The organism is Methylopila henanensis (assembly GCF_042681025.1).
GTDB classification, from domain to species: domain Bacteria; phylum Pseudomonadota; class Alphaproteobacteria; order Rhizobiales; family Methylopilaceae; genus Methylopila; species Methylopila henanensis.
In genome coordinates this window covers 424,979-435,650 of record NZ_JBHUER010000002.1, presented here as the reverse complement: position 1 = coordinate 435,650, position 10,672 = coordinate 424,979, and the positions used below count along the sequence as shown (strand labels likewise).

The 10,672-nt window shown below is 70.4% G+C and carries 13 protein-coding genes; 6 read left to right on the top strand and 7 right to left on the bottom strand.

The window, feature by feature from the left end:
- Window positions 1-407: 407 nt before the first annotated feature.
- A complete protein-coding gene (locus ACFSCV_RS04665; RefSeq protein ID WP_378797456.1) occupies window positions 408-806 on the bottom strand; it encodes a rhodanese-like domain-containing protein in 399 nt (132 codons plus the stop codon).
- Between the two features lie 68 nt (window positions 807-874).
- On the opposite strand from ACFSCV_RS04665, the gene ACFSCV_RS04660 reads away from it, so the two are divergent.
- On the top strand, window positions 875-1,591 hold the full coding sequence (locus ACFSCV_RS04660; protein WP_378797454.1) for a type 1 glutamine amidotransferase: 717 nt from the start codon (window positions 875-877) through the stop codon (window positions 1,589-1,591).
- 6 nt (window positions 1,592-1,597) lie between these two features.
- Here the strand turns inward: ACFSCV_RS04660 and ACFSCV_RS04655 are convergent, their stop codons facing one another.
- Complete coding sequence (locus ACFSCV_RS04655; protein ID WP_378797453.1) at window positions 1,598-2,581, bottom strand: 4'-phosphopantetheinyl transferase family protein; 984 nt, start codon at window positions 2,579-2,581, stop codon at window positions 1,598-1,600.
- Here ACFSCV_RS04655 and ACFSCV_RS04650 point away from each other — a divergent pair.
- Together ACFSCV_RS04650 and ACFSCV_RS04645 are read left to right on the top strand one after the other, a co-directional pair.
- Window positions 2,475-3,914: a phospholipase D-like domain-containing protein gene (locus ACFSCV_RS04650; protein ID WP_378797451.1), complete on the top strand. Its 1,440-nt coding sequence runs from the start codon at window positions 2,475-2,477 to the stop codon at window positions 3,912-3,914. The genes ACFSCV_RS04655 and ACFSCV_RS04650 overlap by 107 nt on opposite strands.
- A 24-nt stretch (window positions 3,915-3,938) precedes the next feature.
- Window positions 3,939-4,676: an endonuclease/exonuclease/phosphatase family protein gene (locus ACFSCV_RS04645; protein ID WP_378797449.1), complete on the top strand. Its 738-nt coding sequence runs from the start codon at window positions 3,939-3,941 to the stop codon at window positions 4,674-4,676.
- A 173-nt stretch (window positions 4,677-4,849) separates the two neighbouring features.
- Here the strand turns inward: ACFSCV_RS04645 and ACFSCV_RS04640 are convergent, their stop codons facing one another.
- From ACFSCV_RS04640 to ACFSCV_RS04630, 3 genes are read right to left on the bottom strand one after another with little or no spacing between them, the layout of a single operon-like run.
- Complete coding sequence (locus ACFSCV_RS04640) at window positions 4,850-5,827, bottom strand: NUDIX hydrolase (protein WP_378797447.1); 978 nt, start codon at window positions 5,825-5,827, stop codon at window positions 4,850-4,852.
- Window positions 5,824-6,336, bottom strand: coding sequence for a tyrosine phosphatase family protein (locus ACFSCV_RS04635; RefSeq protein ID WP_378797445.1), 513 nt, complete (start codon window positions 6,334-6,336; stop codon window positions 5,824-5,826). The genes ACFSCV_RS04640 and ACFSCV_RS04635 overlap by 4 nt, the downstream gene beginning before the upstream one ends.
- A gap of 58 nt (window positions 6,337-6,394) precedes the next feature.
- Window positions 6,395-7,012, bottom strand: coding sequence for a YfbR-like 5'-deoxynucleotidase (locus tag ACFSCV_RS04630; RefSeq protein ID WP_378797443.1), 618 nt, complete (start codon window positions 7,010-7,012; stop codon window positions 6,395-6,397).
- Window positions 7,013-7,197: 185 nt separating this feature from the next.
- Here ACFSCV_RS04630 and ACFSCV_RS04625 point away from each other — a divergent pair, with 185 nt between their 5' ends.
- The 3 genes from ACFSCV_RS04625 to ACFSCV_RS04615 all read left to right on the top strand — a co-directional run bounded on the left by ACFSCV_RS04625 (window position 7,198) and on the right by ACFSCV_RS04615 (window position 9,115).
- Window positions 7,198-8,532, top strand: coding sequence for a dicarboxylate/amino acid:cation symporter (locus ACFSCV_RS04625; RefSeq protein ID WP_378797441.1), 1,335 nt, complete (start codon window positions 7,198-7,200; stop codon window positions 8,530-8,532).
- A 62-nt stretch (window positions 8,533-8,594) separates the two neighbouring features.
- Window positions 8,595-8,852, top strand: a complete 258-nt coding sequence (locus ACFSCV_RS04620; protein ID WP_378797439.1) for a type II toxin-antitoxin system Phd/YefM family antitoxin — start codon at window positions 8,595-8,597, stop codon at window positions 8,850-8,852.
- Complete coding sequence (locus ACFSCV_RS04615) at window positions 8,849-9,115, top strand: Txe/YoeB family addiction module toxin (protein ID WP_378797437.1); 267 nt, start codon at window positions 8,849-8,851, stop codon at window positions 9,113-9,115. Before ACFSCV_RS04620 ends, ACFSCV_RS04615 begins: the two co-directional genes overlap by 4 nt.
- A 53-nt stretch (window positions 9,116-9,168) precedes the next feature.
- On the opposite strand, the gene ACFSCV_RS04610 is transcribed toward ACFSCV_RS04615, so the two are convergent.
- A complete protein-coding gene (locus ACFSCV_RS04610; RefSeq protein ID WP_378797435.1) occupies window positions 9,169-9,759 on the bottom strand; it encodes a DNA-3-methyladenine glycosylase I in 591 nt (196 codons plus the stop codon).
- Window positions 9,756-10,616: a CAF17-like 4Fe-4S cluster assembly/insertion protein YgfZ gene (ygfZ, locus tag ACFSCV_RS04605; RefSeq protein ID WP_378797433.1), complete on the bottom strand. Its 861-nt coding sequence runs from the start codon at window positions 10,614-10,616 to the stop codon at window positions 9,756-9,758. The genes ACFSCV_RS04610 and ygfZ overlap by 4 nt, the downstream gene beginning before the upstream one ends.
- Window positions 10,617-10,672: the final 56 nt, after the last annotated feature.

Here is a 10,672-nt window from a genome sequence, read left to right as displayed (position 1 = left end):
CGCCCACGTTTCTCTTTCAATTATCCACACTGTCAAAGAGCCCACGACCAGAACCGGCCGCGTTCGGCTAGATGGGTGTCCCCGCCAAGCCGTTCAATCCTGCCCGCATTCGGCTTTCGCCGAACGCTCGGCTACACCATGCTTTGAAGACTGTTTTCCGGATCGCCGAGGCCGCTGTTGGCCGCCCCGTCGTCCGGTGTGGCGCTTTATAGGGGCGCCCCATGGAGCCTGTCAACGCGGTTTTTGAGGCTTGTGAAAAACCTGTCGCGAAATCGCGTAAGCCGCTGTGGCGGCAGCTGAAACCGTGTGGGCAGAGGCCGGCGACGGCGGGCGTCGGGCAAAAAAATCCGGCGGAAAGCGCCGATCTTCGCTGCGCCGCGGCGCCCCGCCGCAGGGCCTTCGCACGGTCATGCTAGGCGCGCTTTCGGCGGCTCGACCGGGCCGCCGCGCTCGCGCCAGGCGGTGAAGCCGCCGCCCACATGGGCGACGCCGGCGAGGCCCATGTCCTGCGCCGTCTTGGCTGCGAGCGCCGAGCGCCAGCCGCTGGCGCAGTAGAACACGAAGCGGTTTGGCACGGCGAAGACCGGCTTGGCGTAAGGGCTTTCGGGATCGATCCAGAACTCGAGCATCCCGCGCGGGCAGGAGAACGCGCCGGCGACGCGGCCGTCGCGCTCGATCTCGCGCGGGTCGCGCAGGTCGATGAAGACGACGTCCGGCGCGCCATGGAGGGCGATCGCCTCGTCGATGTCGAGCGTCTCGATCTCTGCGCTCGCCTCGGCCAGAAGCTGCTTGTATCCCTTGCGCATCAACGCTCCGCGTCCTTCCCCCGGTCGCGACTTGGCCGCCGTCAACGGCCGCAACGCAGGGACATCGCATGCGCATTCTCGTCCTGCAGCATCTCGACGTCGAGCATCCCGGCGTGTTCCGCGAGATCTGGCGGGCGAAGGGCCACGACTGGATCACGGTCGAGCTCGACGCCGGAGAGCCGATCCCGGATTTCGAGGGCTTCGACCTGCTCGCCGTCATGGGCGGCCCGATGGACGTCTGGCAGGAGGACGCCCACCCTTGGCTCGTCGCCGAGAAGGCGGCGATCCGGACCTGGGTTCGAGATCTCGGCCGGCCCTATTTCGGCGTCTGCCTCGGCTGCCAGTTGCTCGCCGACGCGCTCGGGGGCGAGGTCGGGCTGATGGCGCGGCCCGAAGTCGGGCTTGCGACCGTCGAGCTCACGGACGCCGGCCGCGCCGACCCGGTGTTCGCCGGGTTCCCGCCGGCGTTCGAGACGCTGCAGTGGCACGGCGCGCAGGTGGCCCGTCCGCCGGAGGGCGCAGAGGTGCTGGCCTCGAACGCCGCCTGCGCCGTGCAGGCGTTCCGGTACGGCCGCCATGCCTATGGCTTCCAGTACCATTCCGAGATCACGCCATCGACCGTGCCCGACTGGGGCCGCATCACGGAATACGCCGCGAGCCTCGAAGCGGCGTTCGGCGCCGGCGCGGCGGCGCAGCTCGCGGCCGAGGTCGAGCCGCGGCTTGCGGCCTTCCGGGCCGACGCCGAGCGGATCGACGCCAATTTCGCGGCGCTCATCGGCCGCTGAGGCGCGTCAGGGCGCGTCCTCGAACGTCGTCCAGTGCGCGCGGACCTCGGCGACCTCCGCCGAGGTCGCGAGCGCGAGGGTGTGCCGGGGCGTCGGACGGAGGCGCCAGAACCGCCAGCGCGCGGGATCGTCGGCGCAGGACGGGCCGAAGGTCGCCACCGGCGACGGCCCGTCGAGCCGGAAGGCGAAGGTCTTCAGCCCCATGGCTATGCCGCGGCCGCGCGCCTTCACATAGGCCTCCTTCAGCGTCCACAGCGCGAAGAAGGTGTCGCGCCTGACCTCAGCCGGACAGGCGGCGAAGGCCGCAGCCTCCTCCGGCGCGAACACCGCCGGCGCGAGCCGGTCCATGTCCGCGCGGCGGCCGAGGTCTTCGACGTCGACGCCGATCTCGCTCTGCGCCGCGACCGCGAGCGCCACGAGGCCGTCCGTGTGGGTCAGGTTGAAATGCAGGCCGAGCGCGGCTTCGGGCCCGTCCAGGCGCGGCCGGCCGTGCTCGTTCGCGGCGAAGCGCCAGCGTTCCGGCGCGACGTCGGCGTAGCGCGACAGGGTGAGCCGCAGCAGCGCGCGGGCGACGAGGTGCTGCCGCTTAGGGGAGGGCACAGCGAAGCGTTCCCACCGCGCCGTCTCCTCCGGGGTGAGGAGCCGCAGTAGGCGCTCCTCCCGCTCCGGCGACACGGCGTCGGGATCGGCCAGCCACAGGTCCGCGCGCTTAGGAGAAAGGATCGCGCGTTTCGGCGCGGGCGTGATCGGCGGTTCGAACGTCAGCGGAGGCTCCGGGCGTGGCGGAAACGGCCCGCAGCCTAGCTTCGCTCGCCGGCTTCCGCGAGCGGCGATGCGGCATGGCGCGTTCCGGCTCCGGTGACCTAGATTAAGAGGTTGGAGCGTGCCGGAGACCGCTGCGATCACTTTCGAGCTGTTGCCCCTCGAGGGCGTCCTCTTCAGCCTGACGCATGTGGCGGCCGCCGTGGCCGCCACCGCGCATGTGCTCATGAACAAGCGCGACGTGCGCGCGGCGATCGGCTGGATCGGCGTCATCTGGCTGTCGCCATTCTTCGGCGCGCTGCTCTATGTCGGATTCGGCGTGAACCGCGTGCACCGTAAGGCGCGCCGGCTGCGCGGCATGAAGCAGAGCCACGCCTTCGGCAAAGGCGGCGGCGCGGACGAGGATTCGCCGCGCGCGCGGCTCGCGCTGGCGATCGAGGCGATCAGCGGGCTGCCGCTGCGGGCGGCCGTGGTCGAGCAGGTTCTGCGCGCCGGCGACGAGGGCTATCCCGAAATGCTCACGGCGATCGACGGCGCGAAGACGAGCGTCGAGCTGTCGACCTTCATCTTCCGTGTCGACGACGTCGGCGAGCGCTTCATCGCGGCGCTGACGCGGGCGCACAAGCGGGGCGTCGCGGTGCGCGTGCTGATCGACGGCATGGGCGGCGGCTTCTTCCTGTCCCGCGCCTATCGCCGGCTGCGGGCGGAGGGCGTTCCCGCGGCGCGCTTCCTGCACTCGGTCCTGCCCTGGCGGATGCCGTTGCTCGACCTGCGGCTGCACAAGAAGGCGCTGATCGTCGACGACGCCGTCGCCTTCGTCGGCGGCCTCAACATCGCGGCCGAGAACGTGCTGGCGAAGCCGACCGCGGAGCCGGTGCAGGACGTCCATTTCCGGGTGTCCGGCGGCGTCGTGCGCCAGATCGCGGCGAGCTTCGACGACGACTGGACCTTCGCCACCGGCGAGGAGGCGCCCGAGCGGGATTTCCCCTCCCGTCGGACCGCGGCGGGACCGGAGCGGTCGTCGCGCATGCGCGCGATCCCGAGCGGGCCGGACCTCGCGATCGACCAGCTCGCGCTCGTCCTGCAGGCGGCGATCGCCTCCGCGCGCAGCAGCATCCGGATCGCGACGCCCTATTTCCTGCCCGAAGAGGCGCTGCTGACCGCGCTCCAGCTCGCGGCGCTGCGCGGGGTCGAGGTGACGCTGACGACGCCTGAACGCAACAACCACAGGATGGTCGCATGGGCGTTCGAGGCGCATGTCCGCCCCCTGATCGAAGCCGGCTGTCGGCTCTACCGCTCGCCGCCGCCCTTCGATCACTCGAAGCTGATGACGGTCGACGACGAATGGTGCCTGATCGGCAGCGCGAACTGGGACGCCCGGAGCCTCCGGCTCAACTTCGAGCTGGCGGTCGAGGTCTATGACGCGGAGCTCGCGGGCGCATTGTCAAAGATGATCCAAGAGAAATGCGGGGCGCGGATGACGCTCGCGGAGCTCGACGGGCGGCCGCTGCCCGTAAAGCTGCGCGACGCGACCGTGCGCCTGATGGCGCCCTATCTCTGACAGGTTCCAGGACCGACGGACGTCGTGAAGATCGCCTCCTACAACATCCACAAATGCCGCGGCACGGACGGGAAGGTGCGCCCTGACCGGATCGTCGGCGTCCTCGGCGAGATCGGGGCGGAGCTCGTGGCCCTGCAGGAGGTCGACCACCGCTTCGGCAAGCGCATCGGGCTGCTCGACCCCGACGCGTTGCGGGCCGAGACCGGCCTTCATCTGCTCGCCCAGTCCGACGCGCCGGATGGGCACGGCTGGCACGGCAACGCGCTGCTGGTGGCGCGCGAGCCGCAGTCCTATCGCCGGCTTCGGATCCAGCTTCCGGGCGTCGAGCCGCGCGGCGCGATCATCGCCGAGCTCGACCTCGGGGAGGGGCCGTTTCGGGTGATCGCCGCGCATTTCGGCCTGCTGCGGCGGTCGCGCGTCAGCCAGGCGAACGTGCTGCTCTCCGCCTTCACCTGGATGCAGCCCATGCCGACGGTGCTGCTGGGCGATCTCAACGAGTGGCGCCGGCGCCGACGCTCGTCGCTGAGCGTGTTCGAGCCGCTGTTCGGCGAACCGCATCCGCTGCCGAGCTTCCCGTCGCGGCGGCCGATCTTTCCGCTCGACCGCATCCTCGGCTGGCCGCGGGGGCTGGTGCGGAACCTCGCGGTGCACAACACCCCGCTCGCCCGCAAGGCCTCAGACCACCTGCCACTGACCGCGGAGATCGACGTCGAGAAGACCGGCGTCGCGATCCGCACCGTTGCGGGGCAGGCGGAGGGCTGAGGCGTCAGCCGCGTTCCCTTCCGACTCTTCGTCATGGTCCGGCTTGACCGGACCATCCATGGCCGACGTGCAGTTCGACGCCGACGATGGGTCCTCCGGTCAAGCCGTAGGACGACGGAGTTCGTTCGGCGGCCGAGGAGCAGGTTCATGCCGAGGCTGTGGGAATATGCGCGTCAGCCGCGGCCGAAGCGCAGGCCCGGCGCGGGGCGCTCCTCCAGCACCTCGCGCCGGAAGCGGTAGAGCTGCGCCGGCCGTCCGCCGGTCGCGGTCTCGGCGGCGCCCGTGGGCTCGACCAGCGCGGTCGTCTCCACCAGCCGGCGGAAGTTCTGCTTGTGCAGCTTGCGGCCGGCGATCGCCTCCACCGCGCCCTGCAGCGCGCTGAGGGTGAAGCGGCGCGGCATCAGCTCGAACACCACGGGCCGGTATTTCAGCTTGGCGCGCAGCCGGCCCATGGCGGTCGCGAGGATGCGGCGGTGATCGTCGCGCATCGGTTCGCCGAGATTGGGAAGACTGTCGCGGTCGAGAGCGGCCCGGCGGCCGTCGCGGGCGGCCTCCTCCACGAGCCCGGCTTCGTAGAGCAGCTCGTAGCGGTCTAGGACCTTCTCCTCGTCCCAGGGCGCGCCGTCGATGCCGAAGCACTGCCTTGCGCGCACGCGGCGGGGCAGTGCGCGGCCGGCCTCCGTGTCCGGTGCCGCGGCGGTCCAGCGTTCGAGCGCCGGCAGGATCGTCGTGTCCAGCACCTCCGGGCGGCGGCGGCGCCAGTCCTCCCAGGGAAAGAAGGCGTACCACGGCCGGAACAGCGCGCCGGCCTGCGCGAGCGCCGAACCGTCGCGTGGCCGGCGGGTGAGCGCGAGATAGCCGATCGAGACCATGTGCGGGGCGGTGTCGCCGGGGGCTGCGGAGCGGCCGCGATCGCCGAAGGTGTAGAGCTGCTCCACATAGCCGACGTCGAGGCCGGACTGTTCGGCGATGAAGGTGCGCAGGCCGATCTCGAGCGTGCGGTGGCGCAGCGGCTCGAACGGGCCGGACGGCAGGCCGAGAACGTCGGCCGAACCGCCTCCGGACTGGGCGAGCAGGATCTGCGGCGCGTCGCCCTCGACGGCGACGACCGCGGCCGAGAGGCCGACGCTGACGGCGAGCGCGTCGCTCATGCGCGCACGCCGGCGAGACGCAGCGCGAAGGGCTCGCCCTCGAAGGTCTCCGCGCCCCGCCCGATTCGCGCGATCGCCGCGCTCATCCGGCCGTCGCGGGACAGAGCGGCGTCCGCGAGCGCCACGATCAGGCGGTTCGGCGTGGCGGTGGGGCTGAGGCTCCGGAGCTCGTCGGCGAGATCGAACTCGTCGCGGCCGGGTTCGCGCGCGCAGGCGATGGCGTAGGCCATCGCGGTCGAGCGGCTGACGCCGGCGTAGCAGTGCACGACCAGCGGCCCGTCGTCCGCCGCCGCGAAAGCCAGCGCCTCTGCGACCATGTCGGCCGATGGCGCGACCAGTCCCTCGCACGGCTCCGCGATGTCATGAAACCGCAGCGTCAGGTGACCGGCGGGAGCGACGTTCGCCGGCCGCTCGACCACTGCGCCGTCCGCGATCAGGGTCAGCACGCGCCGCGCGCCGCACGCGGCGACCGTGCGTTCGAGCTGGGACAGGGGACAGACGAAGATCATCTCCGCGATGATACGCGCCGCCGCCGGCGCGCGAAACGGCTGCGGCTAAGAGCGCGCGTCATCCCGCGAGCGCGTGGAACCTTTCGAGGAAGCGCGCCGCCGCGATCTCCGCCGGCCAGGGCGTCAGGTCGGCGTCGGCCGGCGCCCCGTCGGGCCGGCCGAAGATCTTCCGGGCTTCCTCCAGCCCGAAGCCGGCGAGCCGCGTCGCCTCCAGAAAGGCGGCGCAGGAATCGGCCCGTTTGAGCAGCTTCGTCGTCTCCGGGCTGCGTTCCGCCGGCAGGCCGAACCGCAGGTGGATCGCCGCCATCAGCCGGTTCTCCACCGCCTTGTAGTCGCCGCCGAGCACCGCCTTGAACGGGCTGATCATGTCGCCGATGACGTATTCCGGCGCGTCGTGCAGCAGCACGGCGAGCCGCGCGCGCGCGTCCGCGCCAGGCGCGATCCGGCCGGCGATCCGCTCCACCAGCAGGGAATGCTGGGCGACCGAGAAGATGTGCTCTCCGAGCGTCTGGCCGTTCCAGCGCGCCACCCGCGCGAGGCCGTGCGCGATGTCGCCGATCTCGATGTCGAGCGGCGAGGGGTCGAGCAGGTCGAGCCGGCGGCCGGACAGCATGCGCTGCCAGGCGCGGGGCGCCGCGGGCTTGGCGGAGGGACGGGCGGTCGGCGTGCGGGTCATCGGTGGTCGCGAATCGATCGGCTGCGCGGGGAGCATGCGGCCTGAGCCTGAAGGAACGCCAAAGACGGCGCTCCGGAGGGGGCTGCGACCGCCGTTCGCGCGCTGGACTTTTGTTCGTCGCCGGCTAGATAGCGCTGGCGCGGCCGATCACGCGACCGCGATCGTAAAGTGGGCGGGAGAGACGCATGACGGCCGTAACCGCGGAGGGCGCCCGCCACGGGGCCGGGCGACCCTGGTACCGGATCCTCTACGTCCAGGTCCTGATCGCCATCGCGCTCGGCGTCGCGCTCGGCTATTTCGCGCCCGACCTCGGCAAGCAGATGAAGCCGCTCGGCGACGCCTTCATCAAGCTGATCAAGATGCTGATCGCGCCGATCATCTTCCTGACGGTGGTGCACGGCATCGCGGGCATGGAGGACATGAAGAAGGTCGGCCGGGTCGGGCTGAAGGCCATCCTCTATTTCGAGGCGCTGACGACCGTCGCGCTGATCATCGGCCTCGTCGTGGTCAACGTGCTGAAGCCGGGCTCCGGCATGAACGTCGATCCCGCGACGCTCGACGCGGGCTCCATCGCCAAGTACCAGAAGGCCGCGGAAGGCCAGACGGTCACCGACTTCTTCCTGCACATCATCCCGGACGCGGTCGTCGGCGCCTTCGCGCAGGGCGAGATCATCCAGGTTCTGTTCTTCGCCGTGCTGTTCGCCTTCGCGCTCCACATGGTGGGCGACAAGGGCAAGCCGGTCATGGCGCTGATCGACAGCTCCATGGACATCTTCTTCAAGATCATCGGGATCGTGATGAAGGTCGCGCCGATCGGCGCCTTCGGCGCGATGGCCTACACCGTCGGCTCGCAGGGCGTCGGCGCGCTCGCCTCGCTGCTCTACCTGATGCTCGGCTTCTACGCGACCTGCCTGATCTTCATCTTCATCGTGCTCGGCGTGGTGGCGAGGTTCGCGGGCTTCTCGATCTTCAAGTTCGTCCGCTACATCCGCGAGGAGCTGCTGATCGTGCTCGGCACCTCGTCCTCGGAGTCGGTGCTGCCGCGCATGCTGCACAAGATGAAGAAGGCGGGCGCGGAAGAGAGCGTGGTCGGCCTCGTGATCCCGGCGGGATACTCGTTCAATCTCGACGGCACCTGCATCTACCTGACCATGGCCGCGATCTTTCTTGCGCAGGCGACCAACACCGAACAGACGCTGTGGCAGCAGATCGGCATCCTCGCCATCCTGCTGCTGACGTCGAAGGGGGCGGCCGGCGTCACCGGCTCCGGCTTCATCGTGCTGGCCGCGACGCTGCAGTCGGTGGAGCACATCCCGATCGCCGCGATCGCGCTGATCCTCGGCGTCGACCGCTTCATGTCGGAGGCCCGCGCCCTGACGAACCTTATCGGCAACGGCGTCGCCACCATCGTGGTGGCGAAGTGGGAGGGCGCGCTCGACGAGCGCAGGCTCCACGCCGAGCTCGACAGCGGCGGCAGCACGGAAGACGACGAGCCGGCGGCGGCTCCCGCGCGGGCGTGAGGATTGCTCGCCGGGCGGCTAATGTACATCTTGACGTACATTGACCGCCCGGAGGCGCAGCCATGCCGTCGCATGTTGGTTTCACCGAATTCCGCCAGAACCTCGCCACCCATCTCGACGAGGTGGTAGACAGCCGCGCGCCGTTGCTCGTCACCCGGAAGGGCGGCCGCTCGGTCGTCGTGATCTCAGAGGAAGAGTGGCGCGGGATGGAGGAGACGCTCTATCTCATGAGCAATCCGCGGAACGCCGAGCATCTGCTGAAGGGCATAGCGGAACTCGACGCCGGAAAGGGCGTCGAGCGTGACCTGATCGAGCGGTGAAGGTCGTCTGGTTTTCGGACGCCTGGGACGACTATGTGGCGCTGCAGGCGCAGGACCCTGAACTGGCCGACAAGATCAACGCCCTCATCAAGGAGGTGAGGCGATCCCCGTTCCAAGGGCTCGGGAAGCCCGAGCCGTTGAAGAACGAGCTGAAGGGCTGGTGGTCGCGCCGCATCAATTGGGAGCACCGGCTGATCTACAGGGTGGTCGGAATGGGCGACGACCAGACGCTTGAGATCGCGACATGCCGGTTTCACTACTGACGACACCCCGCCTCGCCGTGGCTTCGGCGTGCGGCCGCTGCGGCTGACCCTGTTCAGGCCTTTCCCTTCCGCCAGCAGTCCGCCATGTGGTCGTCGACCATGCCGACGGCCTGCATGAAGGCGTAGACGATCACCGGCCCGCAGAAGGTGAAGCCGCGACGCTTCAGGTCCTTCGAGAGCGCCTCCGAGATCGGCGTGGAGACCGGGACCTGAGCGCGCTCGGTCCAGCGGTTCACGATCGGCGCGCCGTCGACGAAGCCCCACAGATAGTCGGAGAAATCCTCGCCGCGGTCGCGCATGGCGAGATAGGCGCGGGCGGATTTGACCGCGCCCGCGATCTTGGCGCGCGAGCGCACGATGCCGGGATCGCCCAGCAGGCGCTCGACGTCGGCCTCGCCGAAGCGCGCGACGACGTCCGGATCGAAGCCCCGAAAAGCGGCGCGGAAACTCTCGCGCTTCCGCAGGATCGTGATCCAGGCGAGGCCCGCCTGAAAGCCGTCGAGCACCAGCTTCTCGTAGAGTGCACGGCTGTCGCGTTCGGGCGTTCCCCAGTCGGTGTCGTGATAGGCGACGTAGAGCGGGTCGGTTCCGCACCATCCGCAGCGGCATTTGCCGTCGGCGTGCCGCGGCGCGGCGTCGCTCACGCCGCGGTCTCGCCCGGGAAGGCGAACCGCGCCCAGGAGGGTTTCACGAGCGTCAGCATGGCGGCCCCGGCGATCAGCGGCGTGCCGGCCGCGCGAGCCTCCTCGGCCCGGTCGAGCCGCAGCAGCGCGAGGCCCCGGCCGTCCGCCGATGAGCCCATGCGGCCGATGGTGCGCTCGCCCGCCACGACCGCGGCGCCGATCTCCGGCGCCAGACCGTCGAGCACCACGGGCGCCACTCGCGTGCGGGCGGTGCCGCGATGCTCCATGCGGCTCACGATCTCCTGGCCGACATAGCATCCCTTCCGGAAGTCGATCCCGTTGAGCTGGTCCATGCAGGCCTCGTGCGGGAAGGCGTCGCCGTAAACGAAGTCGAGGCCGCCCTGCGGCACGCCGAGCGCGATGCGATGCGCGCGCCAGCCTTCCTGGCCGGCGTCCGCGACGCCGTCCGGCAGGCCTTCGCCGGCGCGGAGATAGGCGCGCGCGCCGAGCGCTGCGAGCCGGGGATCGAACGCCAGTCCCTCGATGTCGGGCAGCAGGCCGTCGCCCCAGAAGGCGGCCACGCGCGTCTCGTCGCTCGCGTCCCTGAGCTCGACCTTCGAGCGCAGCTTGTAGAGCGCGAGCTTGCGCAGAAGGTCCGGCGCGAGCGGGCGCGGCAGATCGATCCGGTAGCCGCCGTCGATGGGCGAGACCAGCATGTCGACCGCGATCTTGCCTTGCGGGGAGAGCAGGGCCGCGAAGGCGGCGCGTCCAGGCGCCAGCCCGCTGACGTCGTTGGTCAGCAGGTTGTCCAGGAACCGGCCGGCGTCCGCGCCGGTCACGTCGATCACCCCACGGACGTCCAAAACCGCGCCGCGCATCGGCGTTCTCCTCAGCATCCGCGTCCCTCGGCGACGGACGTTAGGCTCAGCCGCGC

What these genes read in the sequence shown, in the direction of transcription:
- ACFSCV_RS04665 (WP_378797456.1), bottom strand. Translation starts at nt 806, where the DNA reads ATGCGCAAGGGATACAAGCAGCTTCTGGCCGAGGCGAGCGCAGAGATC.
- ACFSCV_RS04660 (WP_378797454.1), top strand. Translation starts at nt 875, where the DNA reads ATGCGCATTCTCGTCCTGCAGCATCTCGACGTCGAGCATCCCGGCGTG.
- ACFSCV_RS04655 (WP_378797453.1), bottom strand. Translation starts at nt 2,581, where the DNA reads ATGAGCACATGCGCGGTGGCGGCCACGGCGGCCGCCACATGCGTCAGG.
- ACFSCV_RS04640 (WP_378797447.1), bottom strand. Translation starts at nt 5,827, where the DNA reads ATGAGCGACGCGCTCGCCGTCAGCGTCGGCCTCTCGGCCGCGGTCGTC.
- ACFSCV_RS04635 (WP_378797445.1), bottom strand. Translation starts at nt 6,336, where the DNA reads ATGATCTTCGTCTGTCCCCTGTCCCAGCTCGAACGCACGGTCGCCGCG.
- ACFSCV_RS04630 (WP_378797443.1), bottom strand. Translation starts at nt 7,012, where the DNA reads ATGACCCGCACGCCGACCGCCCGTCCCTCCGCCAAGCCCGCGGCGCCC.
- ACFSCV_RS04625 (WP_378797441.1), top strand. Translation starts at nt 7,198, where the DNA reads ATGACGGCCGTAACCGCGGAGGGCGCCCGCCACGGGGCCGGGCGACCC.
- ACFSCV_RS04620 (WP_378797439.1), top strand. Translation starts at nt 8,595, where the DNA reads ATGCCGTCGCATGTTGGTTTCACCGAATTCCGCCAGAACCTCGCCACC.
- ygfZ (WP_378797433.1), bottom strand. Translation starts at nt 10,616, where the DNA reads ATGCGCGGCGCGGTTTTGGACGTCCGTGGGGTGATCGACGTGACCGGC.